Origin of the sequence: Antrihabitans cavernicola, from assembly GCF_008297975.1 — a bacterium.
Taxonomy (GTDB): domain Bacteria; phylum Actinomycetota; class Actinomycetes; order Mycobacteriales; family Mycobacteriaceae; genus Antrihabitans; species Antrihabitans cavernicola.
Genome location: NZ_VLNY01000001.1, coordinates 178,069 through 200,718, shown reverse-complemented (window position 1 = coordinate 200,718; position 22,650 = coordinate 178,069). Strand labels below are relative to the sequence as shown.

The window sequence follows — 22,650 nt, the reverse complement described above, 5'->3', positions numbered from 1 at the left end:
AATCGGTTGGCTCTGTCGGATCCCGGTGGGAGCATTCACACCGGACGTAAGGGGAGATCGTGTCGGTATCGGCGGAAGTTCTGACGCCGGACCTGGAACTGCAGGACTCGCAGCAGACGCAGGCCCGGGCATCGGCGAACCTGAAATCGAGCAACCCGCTCGTGCGATTCTGGCCGTACATCAAGCCGTTTCGAGTCGCTCTCTTCGGCTCGATCGCACTCTCCGTGCTCGCGACTTTGACCGGGATCGTCATTCCGCTGGTGACGCAGCGGATCATCGACGGTCCCATCGCCGACGGCAACTTTGCGGGCATCTGGTGGCCCGCACTGTTGGTTCTCGCGTTGGGCGCGCTCGATGCGGCGGGGGTGTGGGGTCGACGTTATCTGGTCGCGCACCCGTCGAGCACATTCGAAATCACCATGCGGGCCAAGCTGTTCGCGAAGTTGCAGTCGCTGTCGGTCGGTGTGCACGACGGCTGGGATTCCGGCCAATTGCTCTCGCGCGCAATCACGGACATGTCGACGCTGCGCCGGTTCATCGCGTTCGCAGCGCCGTTTCTGGTGATCAACAGCGTCACCGTGATCGCGGGCTTCGCTGTGCTGATCGCCGTGAACTGGCAGTTCGGTCTGATTCAGTTGATCACCGCAATTCCGTTGCTGTTCATCTGCATTCGGTTCGAACGGCTGTACCGTGTCGTCGCGCGCCGGGCACAGGACCAGGCAGGCGATGTCGCGACGACCGTCGAAGAATCGGTGCAGGGCATTCGAGTACTGAAGGCGTTCGGGCGCAGCGCCCATCTCGGTGCGCTGTTCACTCGCCAATCGCGCGACCTGAAAACGACTGAGCTGCTGAAGGTTCGGTACGGCGCGACACTGTGGGCCGCCATGGTGGGATTGCCGCCGATCTCGCTGGGCCTGATGCTGGGTGTGGGGGTGCACGCGGTCGTGAACGGCACGATGACCCTCGGTGCCGTCGTCGCGGGGATTACGCTTGCGACGTTTCTGCAGTGGCCTGTCGAGGCGTTCGGCTACCTGCTCGCCGAGCTCAACAATGCTCGGACGGCGGCCGATCGGTACTGGGAGATCATCGACGCACCTGTCGACATTCGCGAGCCTGCCGATCCGGTCGAGCTACCGGAAAAGCTCAGCGGCAAGCTGCATTTCGACCACGTCGCCTTCACCTTCCCGGGTGCCGAACGCGCTCAGGTGAGTGACATCGAGCTGATGGTGGCGCCCGGTGAGACCGTCGCCCTTGTCGGTGCGACGGGCAGCGGGAAAACTGCGCTGCTCAACCTGGTGCCACGACTCTACGACGTGTCGGCCGGTGCGATCACCATCGATGGCATCGACATTCGGTCGATGCGGCTCGCCGAGCTGCGCACGATCGTCTCCGTCGCGTTCGAGGAGCCGGTGCTGTTCTCGGCGAGCGTGCGCGAGAACGTCGCACTCGGCAGCCCGGGCGCAACCGATGCGGAAGTTCGCGCGGCACTTGATGTTGCGCGCGCGAGCGAGTTCGTCGACGACCTGCCGTGGGGACTCGACAGCCGCATCGGCGAGCAGGGGCTGAGTCTCTCCGGTGGCCAGCGTCAGCGACTGGCCTTGGCACGCGCTGTGTTGGCTCAGCCGCGGATTCTGGTGCTCGACGATCCGTTGTCCGCGCTCGACGTCGACACCGAGGAGCAGGTCCAAGCGGCACTGCGTCGGGTCCTGCGGCATTCGACCACGCTGCTCGTCGCGCACCGACCGTCGACCGCTGCCCTTGCCGACCGCGTCGCCCTGCTGCACGACGGGCGAATCGTCGCGCAGGGCACGCACGAGCAGCTGTTGCACACCTCCGATCGCTACCGGCACCTGATGGGCTCCACCGATGACTGACACGACGACCACAACCCAACCACCGCAGACAGACAATGCAGAAGACAACTGGCGGGGAGTTGCCAACGAAGACAAGGACATCACCGCCACCGGCAACCTGGTCCTGGTGGGTCGGTCACGGCGGCTGTTGGCGTCGTTGATTCGTCCGTATCGACGGTGGGCATCGGCTGCGGTCGCGATCATCGTGATCGACAACCTGGCGATGATCGCAGGCCCGCTGTTCGTCGCCTACGCGCTGGATGTCGGCGTGAAATCCGCGCAGTCGGGGGACTGGTCGCCGTTGAATCTGGCGGTCGGTGGGTTCATCGGTGCTGCACTGCTCGGTGCGCTCACCACGATCGTGTTCCTTCGTGTGTCGGGGCGGCTCAGTCAGAGCATCCTGTTCGATCTGCGGGTCCGCGTGTTCGATCACGTTCAGCAGCTGAGTGTGTCGTTTCACGAGCGGTACACGTCGGGTCGGATCATCTCGCGATTGACGAGCGATCTGGAGTCGCTCGAAGGACTGCTGGAGAGTGCGCTCAACGATGCGATGAGCGCTGTGCTGTCCGTGGCCAGCATCGCAATCATTCTGTTGTACTTGGACATTCCGCTGGCGCTGGTCGTTCTGGCCGGGTTCGTTCCGCTGGTGATCATCACCCGATGGGCGCAACGGCGCCAGCGTGCTGGCTATCGGCGAACCCGCGGTGCCATCGCGAAAGTCGTCGTGCACTTCGTCGAATCGATGGGCGGCATCCGGGCTGTCCAGTCGTTCCGTCGGGAAGCTCGCAACGATTCGATTCTGGCACTGGAGGATTCGGAGTATCGCGCGGCCAACGCCGATGCCCTGCGTGGCATGGCGACATATGTGGGGCTGGTGCGGATCATCGGCAACATCAGTATTGCGGTGATCCTGGTGTTCGGCGGTTGGCGAGTGATGAACGGGCACACAGAGATCGGAGTGCTCGCCGCCTACCTGCTGTATCTGCGGCGGTTCTACGGCCCGCTCGACGAGTTGGCGCAGGTGTTCAACGCCTACCAGTCGGCGGCTGCCGCGCTGGAGAAGATTTCCGGTGTGCTCGAGGAACAGCCGACCGTCGCCGAACCGTCGAATCCGCGGCCGCTGGGCCGGGCGCGTGGCGAGCTGCGACTCGACGATGCGTGGTTCTCGTACTACGACGACGCGTCGCATCCGGTGCTGCCGTCGTTCACCCTCGATGTGCCCGCGGGCCAGGTGATCGCATTGGTGGGCGCGACCGGCGCGGGTAAATCGACGCTCGCGAAACTGCTGACCCGCTTCTACGACCCGTCGGGCGGCTCGGTGACGTTGGATGGCATCGACCTGCGCGAATTGTCCGATTCGGACTTGCGTCGGAACGTGGTGATGGTCACGCAGGAGTCGTATCTGTTCTCCGGCTCGGTAGCCGACAACATCCGGCTCGGTAGGCCCGACGCCACCGACGCCGAGGTAGTCGACGCCGCCCGAGCGGTGGGGCTCTACGACTTCGTTGCAGCGCTGCCCGACGGCTTCGACACCGACGTTCGCAAGCGGGGCGGCAGGCTGTCTGCCGGGCAACGGCAGCTGGTTGCCTTTGCGCGGGTCTTCTTGGCGTCGCCGGCGGTGATCGTGCTCGACGAGGCCACATCGAGCCTGGACATCCCGGGTGAGCGGCTCGTGCAAGCGGCGTTGGAAACGATCTTGGAAGGCAGGACGGCGGTGATCATCGCGCACCGACTCTCGACTGTGGCGATTGCGGACCGCGTGCTGGTGATGGAGATAGGGCAGATCGTCGAGGACGGCGCTCCTGCCGAACTCATCGCTGGCGCAGGACGGTTCGCGCGCCTGCACACCACGTGGCGGGAGTCGTTGGTTTAGCTCCCGCCGCCGCCACGGAATTGATCTTGCTACCGCTGGTGCTCTCGAGGGCTTCGTCTATTACCGTAGGAAGGTGACCAACCCAGCTCCCGGGGCCGCTCAGCCCGCCGCCGGTTCTGTGTCCACCTGGCCGGCTGTGCTGACGTGGCGGGCGCTCACTGCCCCTCGCATGGAGTCAGTGCGTGTCCAGCTCGCTGGCAATCGAATCAAGGCCGCGGGCCGAATCATCGGCGGCGCATGCAGTGAGCACCCGGCGTTCAGCGCGTCCTACGACCTCGTCACCGACGAGAGCGGCGTGACGCGTCGGCTCTCGCTACGGAGCAGCGTCGCGGGCGGCGAACGTCAGTGCTCGATCACCCGGGATGCCGAGGGCAACTGGCTGGTCGAGAACGGCACGACGCCGGTGCGCTCGACGTACGCGGGCGCGCTCGACGTTGACGTGGTGCTCAGCCCGTTCTTCAACACGCTGCCGATCCGGCGGCTGTCGCTGCAGAACGCCGCGGACGACGTCCAGGTTCCGGTCGTCTACGTGAACCTGCCCGATCTCGCGGTGTACGACGCCAGCCTCACCTACAGCAGCGGCGGCGACGGCATCCATGTGCTGTCGCCGGTCTCGAGCTCATCGATTCAGGTCGATCACGACGGCTTCGTCATCAGCTACCCAGGCTTGGCCGAGCGTATTTAGCTGCGGCTTCGCCGCCCGTGCGTGAAATTCAGTGCTCTGGCACCCAACTTCACTCACAGTGCGCGGAGCGCACCACCCCGCCGGCCGGCCTTTCGTAACGCGTCCTGCCAGCCGTCATCGCCCGGAGTGATGTCGGTGATGTCCCAGCGTTGCCGGTGCGTGTAACGGGTGTGGGCGGCGTGGCCCGCGGTCACGAGGTCGGCGGTCGACGCCGCCGCTGCCAATGCCATGCGGGCTGCTTTGAGTACCTCGACCGTCTCGTCGAGCGCGATCAGCAACGCCGTCGAGTTGGCTTCGCACATTGCCCGGACCAGGTCGGGTGCGGTGCCTGCCACGCGGGTGCCGTCGCGGAACGACCCGGCGGCCAAGGTCAGTGCCAAATCGCCGCCCGCCGCACCGGAGAGGGCCAGCGCCTCGGCGAGTAGGTGCGGCAGGTGCGAGATTCGTGCGACCGCGCGATCGTGCTCTACGGACTCGGCCGGAATGACCACCGATCCGCAATCCAACGCCAGCTGCGCCACCTGCGACCAGACGATCGGATCGGCGTCGGCTTCGGTGCCGACAACCCAGACCGCATCGTGGAACAGGTCGGCGGTAGATGCCGCCCAACCCGATTCCGACGTTCCCGCCATCGGATGTCCGCCCACGTAGCGGGCGGCGAGACCATGCCTTTCGACGGCCGACAACATCTCCGCCTTCACGCTGACCACGTCGGTGAGGGCGCAGTCGGGTGCGTGTTCGGTGATTGCCGTCAACACCGAGTCGACGGCGGGCATCGGCACCGCGATCACGATCAGAGCGTGCTCCCGCTGGGCCCGTTGCAGCACAGCGGGCAGGTCGTCGGCGGCGTCGAAGCCTTCGGCGGTCGCATCGACAACCGCACTCGACGACCGGTTGTAGCCCCATACGGTCCTGCCCGCATCTGCCGCGGCACGCACAACCGAGCCGCCGATCAGGCCGAGGCCAAGGACACACACCGAAGTTTCGCGTTGATCGGACACCAGAACAGGTTGGCACATCGCGCGCCGACCGTCGTCGAGAACCTGCACGTCGACGTATCGAATCCACAGGTGAGTACAACAAACCCAACCTTGCGGACTACCGTTGCCCGCATGGCACAGCGTTCGAGCACCAACAGCGCGACCTCGGACGAACTCGATGATCTCGAAGGATTCGGCATCGCGGTTGTTCACGAGGACGGGAAGTGGAAGTGCACGCCGTTGACATCGGCTGCCCTGACCAGCCTGAGTACGGCGGAAACCGAGCTGCGTGAGCTCCGAAGTTCCGGCGCCGTGTTCGGTCTGCTGGATGTGGACGACGAATTCTTCGTCGTACTGCGGCCTGCGCCATCCGGTACTCGGCTGCTGCTCTCCGACGCCACTGCGGCCATCGACTACGACATCGCCGCAGAAATTCTCGATGCCATCAACGTCGACATCCCGGATATCGATCCCGACGAACTCGACGACGTCGAGCCGTGGGAAGAAGGCGACCTGGGCGTGCTGTCCGATCTCGGTCTGCCGGAGCCGGTGCTCAGTGTGATCGTGGCCGAAACCGACCTGTATCCGGACGAGCAGCTGGGCATGATCGCGCAGCGACTCGGCTTCGCGGACGAGTTTGCCGCCGTGCTCGACAAGTTGCCTCGCTGATCGAGTGGACGATCAGTCCATGATGCGGGCGGCGCTCGCCGCCGCTGCCGCTGCAGATCCTGCGGACGTTCCGGTGGGTGCCGTCGTGTTCGACGACGACGGAAACGAGCTGGCGCGGGCCGCCAATGCCCGTGAAGCGTCCGGCGACCCGACGGCGCACGCCGAGGTTCTCGCGTTGCGGGCTGCCGCCAAGGTGCATGGCGATGGTTGGCGTCTCGAAGGCGCGACGCTGGCGGTGACGCTGGAGCCGTGCACGATGTGTGCGGGTGCATTGGTCCTGGCGCGGGTGTCTCGAGTCGTCTTCGGTGCGTGGGAACCGAAGACCGGTGCCGTCGGGTCGCTGTGGGACGTGGTACGCGACCGTCGCCTCAACCATCGGCCGCAGGTCCGCGGGGGTGTTCTCGAAACGGAATGCGTTCTGCTGCTCGATAACTTCTTCGGTACGCAACGGTAACGGTTTGAATCGAGGCGAGCGCAACCCGACATTCGATGGACGCGTGCAAACCGATCAAGGCAAGATGTGGTCGGCGCGATGACGCGCCTCGCGTCGGCTCTTGCCGGGGGCGACACTCTTACGGGAGGACATCATGGGAATCGCTGACAAGGCTTCGAACGCAGCAGAGGACTTCGGCGGAAAGGCGAAGGAAGCTGCCGGCAACCTGACCGGCAACGACGAACTCGCAGGCGAAGGCAAAGCTGATCAGATTTCTTCCGCCATCAAGGACGGCGTCGAGAAGGCCAAGGATGCCCTCGGCGACCTGAAGGACAAGCTCACCGGCAACTGACCGGATTTAACGCTACCGCCGGTGTCCGGTAGAGTCACCGGCGGTGGCGTGTCCGAGCGGCCTAAGGAGCACGCCTCGAAAGCGTGTGACGGGTAACCCCCGTCCGAGGGTTCAAATCCCTCCGCCACCGCCAAAGCCCTTCACCTGTTCACGCAGGTGAGGGGCTTTTTGTTGCCTTCTCGACGGCCTGTAGGGTCTCATCTGCCCACACTTTGCCCACATTTGCTGGCGAGTAGGCGTCATCTATCGTGACGGCTGCCCGATCCAGGTCCGAGTCGAAGAGGTCTGCGTAGACGCGCAACGTCACTGCTGGATCGGTGTGGCCGAGCATCCGCGCGAGCGCCAGGACATTGACGCCCGCGGATACGGCGAGACTTGCGCAGGTGTGTCGAAGGTCGTGCGGCGTGATCCGCTGCACCTGGGCCCGCTTCACCGCGCCCGCGAACCAACCGCCGTCGGACTTCGGTCGAGGCAGGTAGGTAGCGCCGTCGCCGAACACGAGACCGTTGCGGTCGCGGCCCTGACATTGCTTCGAAAGCTCATCGAGAACGAACTGGGGGACCGGCACCGCTCGCACTGCCTTGCCCTTGGTCTGGCCGACTGCATGGTCGACACCGAGTTGCACCGCGTTGTCGGCAACCGCCAATCGCCGTCGAAGAAACTCGATATCGCCGACCCGTAATGCAACCGCTTCGCCCCACCGCAGACCGCAGTAGGACAACACCAGCACGAGCACCCGATGCTGCCCCGACTCGTGAGCAAGTCGCCGGACGTCATCCGCCGTCAGATACAACATGGCGCTTCGACGACCTTTTCGGCAGGTTCTCAACCAGCCGCACCGGGTTCTTGGCCAGCCGCTTGGCCTTCATAGCGCTGTCGAGCACCCCGGCAAGGACGCCATACGCGCGAATCACAACCGCTTAAGCGAAGGTCTGTCGTTACCCAGTTTCCTGAATGACACATATGTAAGTTCAGGTTTTGAGGGTGTTACCGGAATCCTCCATGCAACACTCAGGTGATCCTGAATGCCCGCCACGACGTTCAGGTTTTGTGGCCTAAACTTGAATCGTGGATGTAGACGGGCTTCGGAAGTCACCTATTGGTGAGTTGGTACCAATCTCGGGAACGGATCCTCGAACTGGCCTGGGCTGGTCTTATTGGGCGTTCGTCCCGCAGCCACTTCCGGCAAGTCCGACACTTGGTGCGAGGGCTGCGAATATCGCTGGCCTGGCGGCGATGGAAGTTGCACGTCTGGACCAGGCTGTGTCGCAACTTCCACGTCCAGAGATCCTTGTAAGGCCCACGGTCCGCCGCGAAGCGGCCAGCACGTCGGCGCTTGAAGGTACCTACGCCAGCTTCGACGACGTGCTCGAAGCGGACTTCCTCGACGATCGGCAACTGACTGTTGAGCAGCGAGAGATCCGAAACTACGTAACGGCTACTGACCAAGCTGTCGAGCTGATCAAGACCTATCCGATTAGTAGGAATCTGGCGGGAAGGCTACAAGCAACGATCGTCAAGGGCACGCAGGGCGATAGCTTCGATGCGGGTGACATCAGGCAACGGCAGGTTGCAATAGGACCCAAGAACCGGCCAATTGAAGAGGCGCGTTTTGTGCCAGTCCCTGGAGACGATCGACTGGTGCAAGGTATGAGCGACTGGGAAAAATGGGTCAATCGCGATGACGATTTCATGATCGTTGCGCGAATGGCTATGGCGCACTATCAGTTTGAGACCCTGCATCCATTTGCAGATGGAAACGGCCGCCTAGGTCGTCTGATCGCCATCCTGCAACTTATGCAGGATGGCGTTCTGCGGTGGCCGGTCTTGAACCTTGCTCCGTGGCTTGAGCAGCGACGCGACGTGTATCAGCAAGGTCTCTTAGATGTCACTCTGACGGGTGACTTTGACCCGTGGATCGAGTTCTTCGCCGAGGCAGTGCATGTCCAAGCGCGTGCTGGAGTTCAGAAGATCACGCAGCTTCTCATACTTCGGGATTCAATCGTTGAGGACCTTCGAGTCCAAGGGGTCAAGGGGACGGCTCTGCACCTGGCCGAGTTCCTTATTGGTTACCCAGTCCTCGATGTCCCGACCGCCCGAATCTTGACCGGAAAAGGATTCGAGACGGCAAACCAAGCCGTTGCCAAACTAGTAGACAAGGGACTGTTGGTCGAGATCACAGGCAAAAGACAGAATCGGCTCTTTGTCTGCAGACAGGTTCTGAACGTCACGCAGTTCCTTGTTTGATATCGAGCTGCACAAGCGGTCCGCCCACATTTTGCCCACACTTGCCCACGAAACACCGCAATCTCGCGTGACTTACAGTGATGTGTTTATGCAGCTAGACCGCCGATTAAGGCCTTGAGCAGCACTACTGAAAGGGTTCAAATCCCTCCGCCACCGCCAAAGCTCCCCACCTGTTGATGCAGGTGGGGAGCTTTTTTGTGGGCAATGGGCACACTGGAGAGATGTTCGAAAACTTCACCGAATTCGATGTCGAGGTCTCCAACGCCACCATTCATGGCCGACGCGGTGGCGACGGACCACCCCTGTTGCTCTTGCATGGCATCCCCGAAACCCATCTGATGTGGCATCGCATTGCGTCCGAGCTAGCTGAGCACTTCACCGTAATCGCGGCCGACTTGCGAGGCTTCGGCGATAGCAGCGCGCCCGCCGATGCCGACTACAGTATGCGCGCCCTTGCGCTCGATCAGCGAGAGATGATGTCCGCGTTGGGATTCGACAGGTTCGGTGTAGTCGGCCACGACCGCGGCGCTCGCTGTGCGTACCGGCTTGCATTGGATCATCCGGATGCCGTCACCAGTCTCGCGGTGCTCGACATCGTCCCGACCGCACATGCATTTCGCCACGCGGACAAGGCCTTTGCGCTCGGCTTCTGGGTGTGGTCGTTTCTCGCCGCGCCCTATCCGGTGCCGGAACGGCTGGTCGCCAACGACCCGTCGGCCTTCGTCGACTACATGCTGGACGACTGGTCCAGCGCCGCGGAGTTTCCTGATGACGTGCGTGAGGTGTACCGCCGCCAGTTCGCCGACCCGCAGCGCGTGCACGCAATCTGCCAGCAGTATCGCGCCGCAGCGACCGTGGACATCGAGCACGACGACGCCGATCATGGACTGCCGAAGATCGCGTGCCCGACCTTGGTGCTGTGGAGCGCTGACGGGCCGCTCGGCAAGTGGTACGACCCGCTGGCTGTCTGGGGGGAGTGGGCCGACGACGTCCGCGGCGGCGCAGTGCCGGGCGGACACTTTCTGCCGGAGGAGGCCCCCGACGAGGTGGTACGAGCCCTCCGTGAGTTCTTGCTGGCAAGATCGACAACATGAACCTCGGCGCATCAGCTCTTGTGATCGTCGATGCCCAACAGGGTTTCGACGATCCGTGGTGGGGGCCGCGCAACAATCCCGACGCCGACGCGAACATCGCGGCACTCGACAAAGCCTATGCCGCAGAGGGCTTGTCCAGGATCTACGTCCAACACGATTCGGCCAACCCGGACAGCCCGCTGCATCCGGCCAATCCCGGCCATCAGCTGAAGAGCTACCTCGATTCCGAGCCGCAGCTCCGGATCGCCAAGACCGTCAACTCGTCGTTTCACGGCAGTCCCGACCTCGACGCCTGGCTGAAGCAGCGGAAGCTGAGCGAGCTGGTGATCTGCGGCATCACCACCAACCACTGTTGCGAGACAACGGCGCGGGTCGGCGGCAACCTCGGCTACGACGTCTTGTTCGTCGCCGATGCGACTTACACCTTCGATCGCACCGGCCCCGACGGCACCACCATGACCGCCGACGAGCTCACCCGAGCGACCTGCACCAATCTGCATGGCGAGTTCGCGACGGTCGTGGCGACTGCCGACGTGGTGCGGGCGCTAGCCAGATAGTTCGCGCCCTACTTTCGGGCGACGTCGCGATTTCGCGATCTCCCACACCGTGAGGGCAACGCCCAGTGCGAGAAGCGCAGTGATGAACGCGCTGAATCCGTTGTCGCTCCACAAGACCCCGACGCAGGCGAAGTAGAACAGCAGCAGACATACGCTTCGTCTGCTCGTGCGATCCAGCCTCATCGAACGATCCTAGATCCGCGATGTATGAATCCGCTGAGTAATGCGAACCGGCTAACCCTGTAGCGCTCGGTCGATCGCTCGTGCACTCAGTACCTGCTCCAAAACCAATGCTGCACTACCGATTACGCCGGACTGGTCACCGTGGGTGGTCGGCAGAATCTGCAGCTCTCGGGTAGCGAGGGCGGTCGCATTGCCGTAGACCGTCTCGCGTAGACCCGCGACAAAGGTGTCGTACGCCTTGGCCATGTCGCCGCCGATGACCAGGGCGTCAGGGTTCAGCAGGTTGATCGCGGCGGCCAGCACCTCACCGATCTGACGGCCACTTTCGCGGATCAACCGCTTGGCCTCCGGATCTCCGCTGAGGGCCAGATCGACCACGTCGCGGATGTGTCCGACGCTGCGCCCCTGCTGCTGCAGCGCGCGCACCAACGCCCACCCGCCCGCGATCGCTTCCAGACACCCGGTATCGCCGCACCGGCAGGGAACCCCCACGGCTGCAGGCGTTTTGGTGTGCCCGAATTCGCCCGCCGCACCCAGCGCACCGCGCTGTAGGGTGCCGCCTGCGACGATGCCGCCACCGAGGCCCGTCGACGCCTTGATCAGCAACACGTTGTCGAATCGCTCGCGATGCCCACGACGCTCGGACAGCACGATCACGTTGGCATCGTTGTCCAGCAGGATCGGCGCCTCGGTCAGCTTGGCAAGATACGGAGCGAGCGGAATTCCGTCCCAGCCGTTCATGATCGGTGAATCCAGACTGCAGCCGCGGTCGATGTCGACGGTTCCTGGAATACACAGGCCGACCCCGCGAACCTCGGCCGGTGCGCGGCCCAACTCGTGGAGCAGCGCATCGAGGCGCTTGGCGACATCCGGCATCAGATCGTCGGGTCCGATGCCGATCTCCTGATCGATCTCCGACGTCACCAGCGCGTCGCCGGCGAGCGTGCAGACGCCGAGTTGGGTACGACTCCGGCCTATGGCGACCGCGAGCACCACTCCCGCATCGGCATCGAAGCGCAGTCGCGCGGGCGGGCGACCGCCGGTGGAGGGCGCCTCCTCGCGTTCGGATACCAAACCGAGCGACTGCAACGCGGTGATGCGCGCGGCTATCGCAGTCCGGGAGAGACCGGTGATGCGGCCGACCTCCGCACGAGTATCGGCGTTCCCGTCACGGATCAGCGCGAAGACGTCTCCCGCTGTGGGCGGGGGTGAAGACGACGGTGACGTGCGCATATCTGCCATTCAACCAACCTCCTGGGTCGTCGACAACCTCCGAAGCTTTCGTACTTAAGTATATTGAGTGCGTAAGTATGTCTTGCCAACAACCATAAGTCTGCCTACTCTTGCCGTCATGGAACTCACTTCAACAGAGGAGGCTCCCATGTCGACCGCGAAACCCGTGGCCCCTTGTGACTTCGTCGTATTCGGTGGAACCGGCGATCTCGCCGTCCGCAAGCTCCTTCCCGCCCTCTACCTGCGAGATCGTGACGGCCAGCTACCCGCGACCTCGCGCATCATCGCCACCTCCCGCGCCGGCCTCGACATCGCCGGCTATCGCGACAAGGTCCGCGGTGAGCTCGGTCGATTCGTACCGGACGCATCGCTCGACGACGCGATTGTCGCCCGCTTTCTCGCTCGACTCGAGTACGCGAGCATCGACTTTGCCGACGCCGACGACTGGTCCGAGCTGACCGACCTACTGCCCGCCGATCCCGGCAAGATCCGGGTCTTCTACCTTGCCTGCGCACCCGCGCTGTTCGGCCCGATCTGCACTCACCTCGCGACACACGGCCTGGTCGACGATCAGTCCCGCGTGGTGCTGGAGAAGCCGATCGGCCGCGATCTCGCGTCGGCGCGCGCCATCAACGACGCCGTCGGCGCTGTGTTCGACGAGTCGCAGATCTTCCGCATCGACCACTACCTCGGCAAGGAGAGCGTGCAGAACCTGCTCGTCACTCGCTTCGCCAACACGTTCCTGGAACCGCTGTGGAACTCCAGTTGGGTCGATCACGTGCAGATCACCGTGTCGGAATCGCTGGGGGTCGGTACCCGCGGCGGGTACTACGACAATTCCGGCGCACTTCGCGACATGGTGCAGAACCACCTGCTGCAGGTGCTGTGTCTGGTCGCGATGGAACCGCCGACCTACGTCGGTCGCGAGACCGTGCGCGACGAAAAGCTCAAGGTGCTACAGGCATTGAAGCCGATGACGCCCGACGATGTCGCGCACAGCACCGTCGCAGGCCAGTACACCGCCGGACTCGCCGAGGGTGGAGCGGTGCTCGGCTACAAGGACGACGCAGAGAATGTGGCAAGTCGCACAGAGACTTTCGTGGCGATCAAGGCGGACGTGCGCAACTGGCGCTGGGCAGGTGTGCCGTTCTACATCCGCACCGGGAAGCGCATGGAGCGACGTAGCTCCGAAATCGTTATCCAGTTCAAACCTGTTCCGCACCCGATGTTTCCGGACAGCGAGGGCAGCAACGAACCGAACAAGCTCGTCATTCAGCTGCAACCCAACGAGGGGATTCGGCTGCACATGACGGCGAAAGAACCCGGTCCTGCAGGAACGCGAATGCGTCCGGTCTCGTTGGATCTCAACTACACCGAGGCATTTCACCGGCCATCACCCGACGCATACGAGCGGCTGTTGATGGACGTCGTCCAAGGCAACCCGACGCTGTTCATGCGTCGTGACGAAGTCGAAGCCGCCTGGGCATGGGTCGAGCCGATTCTGGTCGGCTGGCAGCAATCCGAACGCGGCCCACGCCGCTACCCGGCAGGAACAAACGGTCCCACCGATGCGACCACACTCATCGAGCGCGACGGCCGTACCTGGCACGAAGGGGCAACTCCATGAACGACATTCAGCAGACATTGCGCGACGTAACCGATCGAATCGTCGAGCGCAGCGCACCGGAGCGCACCGCCTACCTGGCTCGGATTCGGGCAGCGGGCGATCGTGGTCCAGCACGTGGCCGGCTCGCCTGTGCGAATCTGGCGCACGGTTTCGCCGCGTCGGGCATCGCCGACAAGAAGGCGTTGCGTGGCATGGTCAAGCCGAACGTCGCGATCGTCTCGGCATACAACGACATGCTCTCCGCACACAAACCGTTCGAAACCTTTCCGGCACAACTGAAGCAGGCCGTGATCGAGGCCGGTGGCATCGCCCAGTTCGCAGGGGGTGTGCCTGCCATGTGCGACGGCATCACCCAGGGCCGAGACGGCATGCAGTTGTCGTTGTTCAGCCGCGACGTCATCGCGATGTCGACGGCGATCGCGTTGTCGCACGACATGTTCGACGCCGCGCTGATGCTCGGTGTGTGCGACAAGATCGTGCCCGGAATGCTGATCGGCGCCTTGAGTTTCGGGCATCTGCCGACGGTATTCGTACCCGCAGGCCCGATGTCGTCCGGATTGCCCAACGGTGAGAAGGCGCGCGTGCGACAGCTTTACGCCGAGGGCAAGATCGGCCGCGAGGAGCTGCTCGACGCGGAAGCGCAGTCGTACCACAGCAGCGGCACCTGCACGTTCTTCGGCACCGCCAACTCCAACCAGTTGCTGATGGAGGTGATGGGTCTGCACCTGCCAGGCTCCAGCTTCGTCAACCCCGGGACCCCGATCCGCACGGCACTCACGGCCGAGGCCGGCCGTCGCGTCACGAATCTGACGGCGTTGGGGGACAACTACACTCCGATCGGCGAGATGATCGACGAGCGTGCGATCGTCAACGGCTGCGTCGCTCTGCTCGCCACGGGTGGCTCCACGAATCACACCATGCACTTGGTTGCGATTGCCCGGGCTGCGGGAATCACGTTGACCTGGCAGGACTTGGCGGACTTGTCGGCGACGGTGCCGCTGATGGCGCGGATCTACCCGAACGGCAAGGCCGACGTCAATCACTTCCATGCAGCGGGCGGGCTGGGCTTCGTCGTCGGGTCGCTACTCGATGCCGGACTCTTGCACGAGGATGTCCGCACCGTCGTTGGACACGGCCTGCGCCGTTACACCCAAGAACCCAAGCTCGACGGTGACGGCGTGCTGTGGCACGACGGCACCAGCATGAGCCACGACACCGCGGTGCTGCGTGGTGCCGACGAGCCGTTCGACACCGACGGTGGCCTGAAAATGCTTGCGGGAAACCTGGGTTCGTCTGTCATCAAGACGTCGGCGGTCAAGCCGGAGCATCGAGCGGTGACTGCACCGGCCGTCGTGTTCGACGACCAAGCCGACTTCCTTGCGGCGTTCGAAGCTGGGACGCTCGACGGCGATCTGATTGCCGTGCTGCGCTACCAAGGCCCGCAAGCCAACGGCATGCCGGAATTGCACAAGCTGACACCCGCGTTGGGTGTGCTGCAGGATCGTGGCCATCGCGTCGCGCTAGTCACCGACGGCCGGATGTCCGGCGCGTCCGGAAAGGTGCCCGCCGCAATCCATCTCACGCCGGAGGCGGCATCGGGCGGACCTCTCGCCCGTGTTGTCGATGGTGACACCATCACGGTCGACGCGGCAGCAGGCACCCTGACGTTGCATGTGTCCGACGACGAGTTCTCGGCCCGCACACCGACCGGTCGGGCGTTGCGCGCCGACGAATGGGTCGGCACCGGTCGCGAAATGTTCGCCAGCATGCGCGCTGCCGTCGGGCCGGCCGACAAAGGCGCCAGCGTGTTTCCGTCCCACCTCGCATCGTGATCAAGGAGAAGCCGATGACCGCATCGTTGTTGGACCGTGTCCCCGTCATACCCGTCGTCGTCGTCGATGACGTGGAACATGCTGTGCCGCTTGCCCTCGCCCTCGTCGCGGGCGGATTGCCCGTCATCGAACTGACGCTGCGAACGCCCGTCGCGCTTGCCGCGATCGAGCGCATCGCCGACCAGGTGCCGGAGATTCTGCTCGGTGCGGGCACAGTCGTCGCACCCGAGCACGCGAAGGACGCTGCCGCAGCGGGGGCGCAATTTCTGGTATCGCCTGGCAGCACGCCCACCTTGCTCCAGGCGATGACCGATACCGGTCTGCCCCATTTGCCCGGTGTCGCAACGGCTTCGGAGGTGCTCGCGGCGCTCGAAGCTGGGTACACGGAGCTGAAGTTCTTCCCAGCAGAGGCGGCTGGGGGAGCGCCGTATCTGAAGTCGATGCACGCCCCGATCGCTGCGGCACGCTTCTGTCCGACGGGTGGGATCAATCCGGACAATGCTGCGAGCTACCTGGCGCTGAAGAACGTCGGCTGCGTCGGAGGATCGTGGATCACGCCCGCAGATGTGTTGGCTGCACGGGACTGGGATCGGGTGACGGAGTTGGCAACGGCCGCGTCACAGTAGCTCTACTTGCGGTACTTGCGACGCATCCGTTCGCGGTAAAGCGCGAGCGCGATGTTCGCAACCAGCGCGACGCAGAGCAGGCCGATCGCAAAACCGCTCCCACCGTTGATGATCAGCGCGACCGTCGCCACAGCGATGAGGGCGATGCCGGCGATGACCATGACGTTGGCTTGGTTCACGGGGCCGATCTTACGTGGAGCCGATTTCGTCAGAACGGGCTGCTGTTTCTGCCCGACGTGTCCGGGCGCGCTCCGAAACGTCGAGCGTATTCCTCGTGGATGTGCGCATCCTTCTGGCGTTGGAGCACGTCGACGAGGTTGGGGTCGAGGCCGTGAACCGCCAGCCGGTGCCTGCGCCAGATCTTGTTCAGTGCCAGTGACATCAGCACGGACCAGATGTAGATCGGCGCTGTCATCTCGAGATGCACGTACAGCGAGGCCGGGATCAACCAGAACGGGGCGAGCAGCAGGAACGGTGGTATCGCGAACCGAATCAGGTGCCGTCGAAGCGCTCCCGGCCCGGCAAGATCGTTGGCGACCCAACTGCGCATCGAGTCCGGCAGGTGTCGGCCGTACGAGTAAGCGACGTATTGCAGGGCAGAGGGTTTCGCGTTAGTCATCGGGCTCCTGTCGGCGGTGGTCATGCGAGGGCGCCGGCCGCGAGGGCAGCGCGATTGATTCGGGTCAGGACTCGGTGCAGCTCTTCCAGTTCGGCGATGTCGACCCCGAGGCGGGCGATGACGGCGGGTGGAATATCCAGCGCGCAAGTGCGCAGCTCGACACCGGCGGCAGTGAGTTCGACGTCTGTCGCGCGCTCGTCGGCTGCACGGCGGGCGCGGGTGATCAGCCCGATGGCCTCGAGTCGTTTCAGCATCGGCGACAAGGTTGCCGAGTCCAGCCGGAGCAGCGTGGCGATTCCTTTGACCGACAGGGGTGCGCTGTCACCGCGGTGATCCCACAGCGCCAGCATCACCAGATACTGAGGATGGGTCAGCCCCAACGGTTCGAGCAGTGGCCGGTAGACGGCCAGAACGGCGCGATTGGTCGCTGCGAGCGCGAAACAGACCTGCTTGTCGAGTGCAAGCAGGTCTGTCTCGGTCGTGGTCATAGAAAGATCGTACACTAATAGTTAGTGCACTACTGATGTGACGTACGCCTCGCACACTCCGATTCGTGCCCGCACACCCCGAATTCGGGGTGCACGGGCAAGAACTCGAGTGCGTGGCGGTTGCTACTAGACGCGAGCAGGCTCGAGATCGTCGTCCGGCTTGGTTTCCCGCGCGGCATCTCCGTGGCCGGGCCACCAGGCCTTGTGTCCCAGCAGCGCCGTCACCGATGGGACAAGGAACATCGACATCACGAACGACGAGAGCAGGATGCCGAGTGCCACCGAGAACCCCATTTCGGTGAGGAACGCGATGCCCGCCAACAACATCGAGCCGAACGTGCCCGCCAGGATCACGCCCGCAGCGCCGACCGACGGACCACCGTGCGCGATCGCCAATCGGGCAGCCTCGCGTGGTTCCTTCCCGAGTCTCGACTCCTCTCGAAGCCTGGCGATCATCAGAATGTTGTAGTCCGTGCCGATGGCAACGACGAAGAGATACAACATGATCGGCAGCGAGAAGCTGACGCCCGGTCGGTCCTGTAGATGCGTCACCTGGAACGCCGTCGCGCCCATCGTCGAGAAGAACACCAGCACCACCGACGCCATCAGGTACAGCGGCGCGACCACACTGCGTAGCAGCAACCCGAGGATCAGGGCGATCAACACACCTGCGACGGGAAAGATCACCGACAGGTCCCTGTTGTTGGCGTCGCGAATGTCGGCGTATGCGGCCGTCGGACCACCGATCAGCACTTCACTGCCCGCCGGCGCGATCTTGTGCGCCGCATCGCGCAGCGGCTCGATCGTGTCCAGCGCCTCGTTCGCGTACGGACTTGCGGTCAGCAGCAGATTGATCTGTGCAGTCTGCCCGTCCTTCGAGATGAGGCCCAGCTTGCCGTCCTGGCCCGCCATGGTGCCGCCGATTCCCGGCGCGGTCTTCAACTGATCGGCAATGCCGTCGACTGTCGACTGATCGAGGGGCTTGCCGTCCGTCGAATGCACGTATGCCAGCGTCGGATTGAGTGCTCCGGCCGGGAAGCCGGACTGCAGATCCTTGAACCCCTGTGCCGATTCGGTGTCGCTTGGGAGCTGGGAGAGCTGGTCGTAGTCGGTTTTGAAGCTGAACATGCCCAGCGCAAGCACCACCATGATGCCGCCGGAGATCAACGCCACCACCGCGGGCCGACGTCCGGTGAAGGCACCCAACTTCGCGAAAGTTGTTCCGGTCGGCTGCTTTTGCCACGACTTCGACGGCCAGAACACCTTGGTGCCGATCAGCGACACGATCGCCGGTACCAACGTCACCGACGCGATCGCCATGATCGCAACCGCAATCGCCAGACCCGGTCCCAAGCTTCGGAACGCGCCGAAGATCGCCAACAGCAGCGCCATGAACGCGACGATGATTGCACCGGCTGCCGAGGCAATCACTTCGCCGACTCGCGCAACAGCTTGCACCAGAGCGGTTTTCGGCTCTTCGCCCTCGCGGAGCAGCTCACGGAACCGGAACAGCAGGAAGACGATGTAGTCGGTACCGACGCCGAACAGCACGATCGTCAAGATGATCTGCAACGACTGATCCACCTGCAAGCCAGTGGCTTTCGCGACCAGCGCGATGATTCCTGGCGCGATCGACGACACGATGCCCACGGACAAGATCGGCAGGAATGCGGCAACCGGACTTCGGTAGATCAGGAGCAGCAGGAACAGAATCAGCACGACCGTCGCAATGCCGACGATGGCGAGGGCGTTGCTGAATGCGTCCTGGTTGTCGACGCCCAGGGCGGCATCACCGGTGACGGCCATATGTAGGCCGGTGCCGTTGAGGTCGGTCTTCCCGGTTTCCCGGATCTTCTTGATGGCGTCGAAAACCTTTGTGTCATCCGGCAAACCCTGGAACTGCAGGCTGATCAGCTGCACTTCCCTGTTCGGCGAGACCGCCTGCGGCCCGGTCTGCGCAGCGACGACGCGATCGATCTTCGACGTGCTCAACGTGTTGGCGAGCGCGGTGATCTTCTCCTGGTCCTGCGGCGTCAACGGTCCGCCGTCGTCGCGTTTGAGGACCGCGGTCCCCGTCGCATCGTTGGATTTGGCGAACGCAGATTCGGCGAGCTTCTGCGTCTGCACCGACTCGTACTTGTCGGGCAGGAAGCCTGCCTGTTCGCGGTTGAGAACATCGTTGAGACCCGGTGCGAAGGTCAATACTGCGACTGCGACCACCACCCAGGCCGCAATAACCTTCCACGGATTGAAAACCACAAATCTGGCCATTTTTCCGAACATGTTTCCCCTCCAGAGTTCGGTGCCGCACTGGATAATGATCAGTAGACTACCGACCGCACGGTAGGCAGGCAATCGGTTAATTCGGGCGGAAAGGTTTTCGATGAGCGTCCGAGACACGCGAACACAGATTCGCGAGGCGGCGATCCGGCTGATCACGGCGAAAGGATTCGAGCAGACGAGCCTGCGTGAAGTGGCCGAAGACGTCGGAATCACCAAGGCATCGCTGTACTACCACTACGCGTCGAAGGCGGATCTGCTCGCGGCGATCGTCGAACCCGTGCTCGACCACATGCGCTCGGTGACCGACGAGGCCGTCGCCATGCCGTACAGCGACGACGCCATGCGGTCCGTGCTTCGCCACTACCTGTCAGGCCTGATGCAGTTCCGCGACGAGGGTGCGCTGCTGCTGCGCGACACCGTGGCGATCATCAACGCCATCGACGACAAGTATCCGGCCATGGTCGCGGACAGCAACAGGCTCTACGCCTGGCTGGCTGGTCCGGATGCGAATCCCGAGGCGCACCTGCGCGCCATCGGTGCGCTGCATCTCCTCGGTGTGGCGTTGTCGTCGAAGGAGTTGGTGCCCACCGCGGGCGACGACCTCGTCGAACGGGTGCTGCTCGATGCGGCCATGGCCGTGCTCGGTCCGACAGCGCAGTCGACGCAACCCGCATAATCGACCCCGTGCACCTCACCGCGAAGGCCGATTACGCCGTCCGCGCTCTTGTCGAGTTGGCGAGCAGTCCGCAGCAGAGCGCAAAGGCCGAAGCGGTCGCGGCGGCGCAGGCAATTCCGGGCAAGGTACTGGAGGCGGTCCTGGGCGAGCTTCGGCGCGGTGGTCTGGTGCAGAGCAGGCGCGGACCCGACGGTGGATATTGGCTGGCGCGACCTGCGTCGCAGATCAGCATCGCGGACGTGATTCGTACCATCGATGGCCCGCTCGCGTCGGTGCGTGGCGAACGACCGGAGGACGTCTCGTACTCGGGCTCGGCGGCCCCGCTGCGTCACGTGTGGGTCGCGGTGCGCGTCAACATGCGAGCTGTGTTGGAGCAGGTCAGCATCGAAGACATTGCGACGAACCAACTTCCGGAGTTCGTCGACCAGTTGACGATCGAGCCGCAGGCGTGGCGCCGACGACCTGCCCCTTCGGTGGACAGCTCGTCTATGTAGTCAGCAATACAGACGAACCGTGACCGAAGAGACCTTGGTTCGCTGTGATTCCTGTTGTGGCGCCTTCGACTTGACGCCCGGTGGCTTGTCCGCGTAGCTGCCAGGTGATTTCGCAGACCTGCGCGATTGCTTGTGCGGGAACGGCTTCGCCGAAGCAGGCGAGTCCGCCGCTCGGATTGACCGGGATACGGCCGCCGATGTGGGTGGCGCCGTCGTTGAGCAGTTTCTCGGCGTCGCCTGCTCCGCAGATGCCGATGTCTTCGTACCAGTCGAGTTCGAGCGCGGTCGAGAGGTCGTAGACCTCGGCTAACGACAGATCCTCGGGACCGACGCCGGCTTCCTCGTACGCGGCGTGCGCGATCGACGCTTTGAAGCGGAAGTCCGGCGGCGCGACGACGGCTGAGGAGTCGGTCGCGATGTCCGGCAGGTCGATGATGGTGTTGGGATAGCTCGGTGTCACCGTGGACACCGCGGCCACCCGAACCGGTGCTTTGCCAAGCTTTTTCGCGTACTCCATCGACGTGAGCACCAGGGCGGCGCCGCCGTCGGAGGTGGCGCAGATTTCCAGCAGATGCAGCGGATCGGCAACGACCGGACTGGCCAGGATGTCCTCGACCGTCACCGCCTTCTTGTATCGGGCGTTCGGGTTGGCGAGCCCGTTGGTGGCGTTCTTGACCTTCACCTTCGCGAAGTCGGTGCTGGTGGCGCCGTAGAGGTCCATGCGGCGGCGGGCGGCGAGCGCGAAGTACGTCGGGTTCGTGGCGCCGATCAGCCGAAACCGCAACCAGTCCGGGTCGGTCGGGCGGTCACCGGCGTTGGGGGCGAGGAATCCTTTGGGCGTCGTATCCGCGCCGACGACCAGGGCGACATCGCACAGTCCGGCGAGGATTCGCGTGCGGGCGGCTTCGATGGCGGTGACGCCGGACGCACACGCCGCGTACGACGACGCGACGCGGGCGCCGTTCCAGCCCAACGCTTGGGCGAAGGTGGCGCCGGAGACGTAGCCGGGGTAGCCGTTGCGCATGGTGTCGGCACCGGAGACGAATTGCACCTGCGACCAGTCGATTCCCGCGTCGCGCAGGGCGTCTCGTGCGGCGGCGACACCGTATTCGACGAAGTTGCGTCCCCATTTGCCCCAGGGGTGCATGCCGACACCGAGTACGGCTACATCGTGTGCGCCCATCAGTTGGCCTCCCCGTCATGGACGACGCTGCTCACTGGCTGCCATTTCCAGATCAGGTGGTCGGTGTCGTCGTCGCTGTAGAGGACGTCGATCACCAACTCCATGTCTTGTCCGACGGTGAGGTCTGCAACGCCGACTCCGGCGATCACCTGACCCATCACGGTCAGACCCTCGGTCTCGAGGTGGACGGCGGCGATCGCGAACGGTGTGTGTTCGTCGCCGGGCACCACATAGGGAGGTGGCGGCTTGTATTGCGCGTCGGTGTAGCTCCAGAGTTTCCCGCGCCGCGAGAGGGGTACCTCGTCGAACTCGGTTCCCAGGCAAGCCGGGTTGGGGCACCCGAAATCGGCCTTCGGGAACGCGTACGTGCGACAGGTGGTGCAGCGTTGCCCGAGCAGTGTCGGTTCCGCAGCATCGGGCGTGAACCAGCCCTCGGATCCGAGCGCGGGTACGCGCGTTCGCGATGTCATAGCTCACTAAAACACGTTGCAGAACAGATGCCAACAAGGCCCGCAATGCTGGTGCTCGGTCAATTGGAACGTGTTGCAAATCGACGATCGCGACGAGTGTCTTGCATCACTGTTCCGCAGTGGGTGTAACCAAACACACAATGTTGCATTCGTCTGCAATCTTGCAGAACTCTGCAAGTTCCGTAGCGTTGCT

At 63.8% G+C, this 22,650-nt stretch carries 24 protein-coding genes and 1 tRNA gene; 15 read left to right on the top strand and 10 right to left on the bottom strand.

Annotation, left to right across the window (positions count from 1 at the left end; translation table 11 throughout):
* Positions 1-59: 59 nt before the first annotated feature.
* From FOY51_RS01020 to FOY51_RS01010, 3 genes are all read left to right on the top strand, one after another.
* Positions 60-1,874 carry an ABC transporter ATP-binding protein gene (locus FOY51_RS01020; protein WP_235916016.1) on the top strand — a complete coding sequence of 605 codons (1,815 nt, stop codon included), beginning with the start codon at positions 60-62 and terminating at the stop codon, positions 1,872-1,874.
* Entirely contained in the window at positions 1,867-3,726 is a 1,860-nt protein-coding gene (locus FOY51_RS01015; RefSeq protein WP_149428344.1) for an ABC transporter ATP-binding protein, read from the top strand. The genes FOY51_RS01020 and FOY51_RS01015 overlap by 8 nt, the downstream gene beginning before the upstream one ends.
* Positions 3,727-3,799: 73 nt before the next feature.
* Positions 3,800-4,411, top strand: coding sequence for a putative glycolipid-binding domain-containing protein (locus FOY51_RS01010; RefSeq protein WP_290367867.1), 612 nt, complete (start codon positions 3,800-3,802; stop codon positions 4,409-4,411).
* 53 nt (positions 4,412-4,464) lie between these two features.
* Here the strand turns inward: FOY51_RS01010 and FOY51_RS01005 are convergent, their stop codons facing one another.
* Complete coding sequence (locus FOY51_RS01005) at positions 4,465-5,430, bottom strand: prephenate dehydrogenase (protein WP_149428816.1); 966 nt, start codon at positions 5,428-5,430, stop codon at positions 4,465-4,467.
* A gap of 93 nt (positions 5,431-5,523) precedes the next feature.
* On the opposite strand from FOY51_RS01005, the gene FOY51_RS01000 reads away from it, so the two are divergent.
* The 4 genes from FOY51_RS01000 to FOY51_RS00985 all read left to right on the top strand — a co-directional run bounded on the left by FOY51_RS01000 (position 5,524) and on the right by FOY51_RS00985 (position 6,978).
* Positions 5,524-6,060 (top strand): tRNA adenosine deaminase-associated protein, encoded by a 537-nt coding sequence (locus FOY51_RS01000; RefSeq protein WP_149428343.1) that lies wholly within the window; start codon positions 5,524-5,526, stop codon positions 6,058-6,060.
* A 19-nt stretch (positions 6,061-6,079) separates the two neighbouring features.
* Entirely contained in the window at positions 6,080-6,514 is a 435-nt protein-coding gene (locus tag FOY51_RS00995) for a nucleoside deaminase (protein WP_149428815.1), read from the top strand.
* Between the two features lie 133 nt (positions 6,515-6,647).
* Positions 6,648-6,845 carry a CsbD family protein gene (locus FOY51_RS00990; protein ID WP_149428342.1) on the top strand — a complete coding sequence of 66 codons (198 nt, stop codon included), beginning with the start codon at positions 6,648-6,650 and terminating at the stop codon, positions 6,843-6,845.
* A 42-nt stretch (positions 6,846-6,887) separates the two neighbouring features.
* Positions 6,888-6,978, top strand: a tRNA-Ser gene (locus FOY51_RS00985).
* Positions 6,979-6,993: 15 nt separating this feature from the next.
* Here the strand turns inward: FOY51_RS00985 and FOY51_RS00980 are convergent.
* The gene (locus FOY51_RS00980) at positions 6,994-7,641 is read right to left on the bottom strand and encodes a site-specific integrase (protein ID WP_371830390.1); all 648 of its coding nucleotides are present in this window, start codon (positions 7,639-7,641) and stop codon (positions 6,994-6,996) included.
* Positions 7,642-7,913: 272 nt separating this feature from the next.
* Between FOY51_RS00980 and FOY51_RS00975 the strand changes: the two genes are divergently transcribed.
* The 3 genes from FOY51_RS00975 (at position 7,914) to FOY51_RS00965 (ending at position 10,743) form a co-directional block, all read left to right on the top strand.
* A complete protein-coding gene (locus FOY51_RS00975; protein WP_149428341.1) occupies positions 7,914-9,092 on the top strand; it encodes a Fic family protein in 1,179 nt (392 codons plus the stop codon).
* A 221-nt stretch (positions 9,093-9,313) separates the two neighbouring features.
* On the top strand, positions 9,314-10,186 hold the full coding sequence (locus tag FOY51_RS00970; RefSeq protein ID WP_149428340.1) for an alpha/beta fold hydrolase: 873 nt from the start codon (positions 9,314-9,316) through the stop codon (positions 10,184-10,186).
* Complete coding sequence (locus FOY51_RS00965) at positions 10,183-10,743, top strand: cysteine hydrolase family protein (protein ID WP_149428339.1); 561 nt, start codon at positions 10,183-10,185, stop codon at positions 10,741-10,743. The genes FOY51_RS00970 and FOY51_RS00965 overlap by 4 nt, the downstream gene beginning before the upstream one ends.
* Here the strand turns inward: FOY51_RS00965 and FOY51_RS00960 are convergent.
* Both FOY51_RS00960 and FOY51_RS00955 read right to left on the bottom strand, forming a co-directional pair.
* Positions 10,732-10,926, bottom strand: coding sequence for a hypothetical protein (locus FOY51_RS00960; RefSeq protein WP_149428338.1), 195 nt, complete (start codon positions 10,924-10,926; stop codon positions 10,732-10,734). The two genes, FOY51_RS00965 and FOY51_RS00960, sit on opposite strands and share 12 nt — an antisense overlap.
* A gap of 51 nt (positions 10,927-10,977) precedes the next feature.
* Positions 10,978-12,159, bottom strand: coding sequence for an ROK family protein (locus FOY51_RS00955; protein ID WP_149428814.1), 1,182 nt, complete (start codon positions 12,157-12,159; stop codon positions 10,978-10,980).
* Between the two features lie 148 nt (positions 12,160-12,307).
* On the opposite strand from FOY51_RS00955, the gene zwf reads away from it, so the two are divergent.
* From zwf to eda, 3 genes are read left to right on the top strand one after another with little or no spacing between them, the layout of a single operon-like run.
* Complete coding sequence (gene zwf / locus FOY51_RS00950) at positions 12,308-13,786, top strand: glucose-6-phosphate dehydrogenase (protein WP_149428337.1); 1,479 nt, start codon at positions 12,308-12,310, stop codon at positions 13,784-13,786.
* The gene (edd, locus tag FOY51_RS00945) at positions 13,783-15,618 is read left to right on the top strand and encodes a phosphogluconate dehydratase (protein ID WP_149428336.1); all 1,836 of its coding nucleotides are present in this window, start codon (positions 13,783-13,785) and stop codon (positions 15,616-15,618) included. Before zwf ends, edd begins: the two co-directional genes overlap by 4 nt.
* A gap of 14 nt (positions 15,619-15,632) precedes the next feature.
* Complete coding sequence (eda, locus tag FOY51_RS00940; RefSeq protein WP_149428335.1) at positions 15,633-16,244, top strand: bifunctional 4-hydroxy-2-oxoglutarate aldolase/2-dehydro-3-deoxy-phosphogluconate aldolase; 612 nt, start codon at positions 15,633-15,635, stop codon at positions 16,242-16,244.
* A gap of 2 nt (positions 16,245-16,246) precedes the next feature.
* On the opposite strand, the gene FOY51_RS27065 is transcribed toward eda, so the two are convergent.
* The 4 genes from FOY51_RS27065 to FOY51_RS00925 form a co-directional block, all read right to left on the bottom strand.
* Complete coding sequence (locus tag FOY51_RS27065) at positions 16,247-16,423, bottom strand: hypothetical protein (protein WP_187776125.1); 177 nt, start codon at positions 16,421-16,423, stop codon at positions 16,247-16,249.
* A gap of 29 nt (positions 16,424-16,452) precedes the next feature.
* Positions 16,453-16,863: a DUF5313 domain-containing protein gene (locus FOY51_RS00935; protein ID WP_149428334.1), complete on the bottom strand. Its 411-nt coding sequence runs from the start codon at positions 16,861-16,863 to the stop codon at positions 16,453-16,455.
* A 20-nt stretch (positions 16,864-16,883) separates the two neighbouring features.
* Entirely contained in the window at positions 16,884-17,351 is a 468-nt protein-coding gene (locus tag FOY51_RS00930; RefSeq protein WP_149428333.1) for a MarR family winged helix-turn-helix transcriptional regulator, read from the bottom strand.
* Between the two features lie 126 nt (positions 17,352-17,477).
* Positions 17,478-19,622, bottom strand: coding sequence for an MMPL family transporter (locus tag FOY51_RS00925; protein WP_214633039.1), 2,145 nt, complete (start codon positions 19,620-19,622; stop codon positions 17,478-17,480).
* 112 nt (positions 19,623-19,734) lie between these two features.
* Here FOY51_RS00925 and FOY51_RS00920 point away from each other — a divergent pair, with 112 nt between their 5' ends.
* Both FOY51_RS00920 and FOY51_RS00915 read left to right on the top strand, forming a co-directional pair.
* Positions 19,735-20,310 (top strand): TetR/AcrR family transcriptional regulator, encoded by a 576-nt coding sequence (locus FOY51_RS00920; protein WP_149428331.1) that lies wholly within the window; start codon positions 19,735-19,737, stop codon positions 20,308-20,310.
* A gap of 8 nt (positions 20,311-20,318) precedes the next feature.
* On the top strand, positions 20,319-20,804 hold the full coding sequence (locus FOY51_RS00915) for an RrF2 family transcriptional regulator (RefSeq protein ID WP_149428330.1): 486 nt from the start codon (positions 20,319-20,321) through the stop codon (positions 20,802-20,804).
* Here the strand turns inward: FOY51_RS00915 and FOY51_RS00910 are convergent.
* Together FOY51_RS00910 and FOY51_RS00905 are read right to left on the bottom strand one after the other, a co-directional pair.
* On the bottom strand, positions 20,797-21,987 hold the full coding sequence (locus FOY51_RS00910; RefSeq protein WP_149428329.1) for a lipid-transfer protein: 1,191 nt from the start codon (positions 21,985-21,987) through the stop codon (positions 20,797-20,799). The two genes, FOY51_RS00915 and FOY51_RS00910, sit on opposite strands and share 8 nt — an antisense overlap.
* Positions 21,987-22,457 (bottom strand): Zn-ribbon domain-containing OB-fold protein, encoded by a 471-nt coding sequence (locus tag FOY51_RS00905; protein ID WP_149428328.1) that lies wholly within the window; start codon positions 22,455-22,457, stop codon positions 21,987-21,989. The genes FOY51_RS00910 and FOY51_RS00905 overlap by 1 nt, the downstream gene beginning before the upstream one ends.
* Positions 22,458-22,650 lie beyond the last annotated feature (193 nt).

Coding starts and splice junctions, on each gene's coding strand:
- FOY51_RS01015 (WP_149428344.1), top strand. CDS start 1,867: ATGACTGACACGACGACCACAACCCAACCACCGCAGACAGACAATGCA.
- FOY51_RS01005 (WP_149428816.1), bottom strand. CDS start 5,430: ATGTGCCAACCTGTTCTGGTGTCCGATCAACGCGAAACTTCGGTGTGT.
- FOY51_RS01000 (WP_149428343.1), top strand. CDS start 5,524: ATGGCACAGCGTTCGAGCACCAACAGCGCGACCTCGGACGAACTCGAT.
- FOY51_RS00995 (WP_149428815.1), top strand. CDS start 6,080: ATGATGCGGGCGGCGCTCGCCGCCGCTGCCGCTGCAGATCCTGCGGAC.
- FOY51_RS00990 (WP_149428342.1), top strand. CDS start 6,648: ATGGGAATCGCTGACAAGGCTTCGAACGCAGCAGAGGACTTCGGCGGA.
- FOY51_RS00980 (WP_371830390.1), bottom strand. CDS start 7,641: ATGTTGTATCTGACGGCGGATGACGTCCGGCGACTTGCTCACGAGTCG.
- FOY51_RS00970 (WP_149428340.1), top strand. CDS start 9,314: ATGTTCGAAAACTTCACCGAATTCGATGTCGAGGTCTCCAACGCCACC.
- FOY51_RS00965 (WP_149428339.1), top strand. CDS start 10,183: ATGAACCTCGGCGCATCAGCTCTTGTGATCGTCGATGCCCAACAGGGT.
- FOY51_RS00960 (WP_149428338.1), bottom strand. CDS start 10,926: ATGAGGCTGGATCGCACGAGCAGACGAAGCGTATGTCTGCTGCTGTTC.
- FOY51_RS00955 (WP_149428814.1), bottom strand. CDS start 12,159: ATGCGCACGTCACCGTCGTCTTCACCCCCGCCCACAGCGGGAGACGTC.
- zwf (WP_149428337.1), top strand. CDS start 12,308: ATGTCGACCGCGAAACCCGTGGCCCCTTGTGACTTCGTCGTATTCGGT.
- edd (WP_149428336.1), top strand. CDS start 13,783: ATGAACGACATTCAGCAGACATTGCGCGACGTAACCGATCGAATCGTC.
- eda (WP_149428335.1), top strand. CDS start 15,633: ATGACCGCATCGTTGTTGGACCGTGTCCCCGTCATACCCGTCGTCGTC.
- FOY51_RS00935 (WP_149428334.1), bottom strand. CDS start 16,863: ATGACTAACGCGAAACCCTCTGCCCTGCAATACGTCGCTTACTCGTAC.
- FOY51_RS00930 (WP_149428333.1), bottom strand. CDS start 17,351: ATGACCACGACCGAGACAGACCTGCTTGCACTCGACAAGCAGGTCTGT.
- FOY51_RS00925 (WP_214633039.1), bottom strand. CDS start 19,622: ATGGCCAGATTTGTGGTTTTCAATCCGTGGAAGGTTATTGCGGCCTGG.
- FOY51_RS00920 (WP_149428331.1), top strand. CDS start 19,735: ATGAGCGTCCGAGACACGCGAACACAGATTCGCGAGGCGGCGATCCGG.
- FOY51_RS00910 (WP_149428329.1), bottom strand. CDS start 21,987: ATGGGCGCACACGATGTAGCCGTACTCGGTGTCGGCATGCACCCCTGG.
- FOY51_RS00905 (WP_149428328.1), bottom strand. CDS start 22,457: ATGACATCGCGAACGCGCGTACCCGCGCTCGGATCCGAGGGCTGGTTC.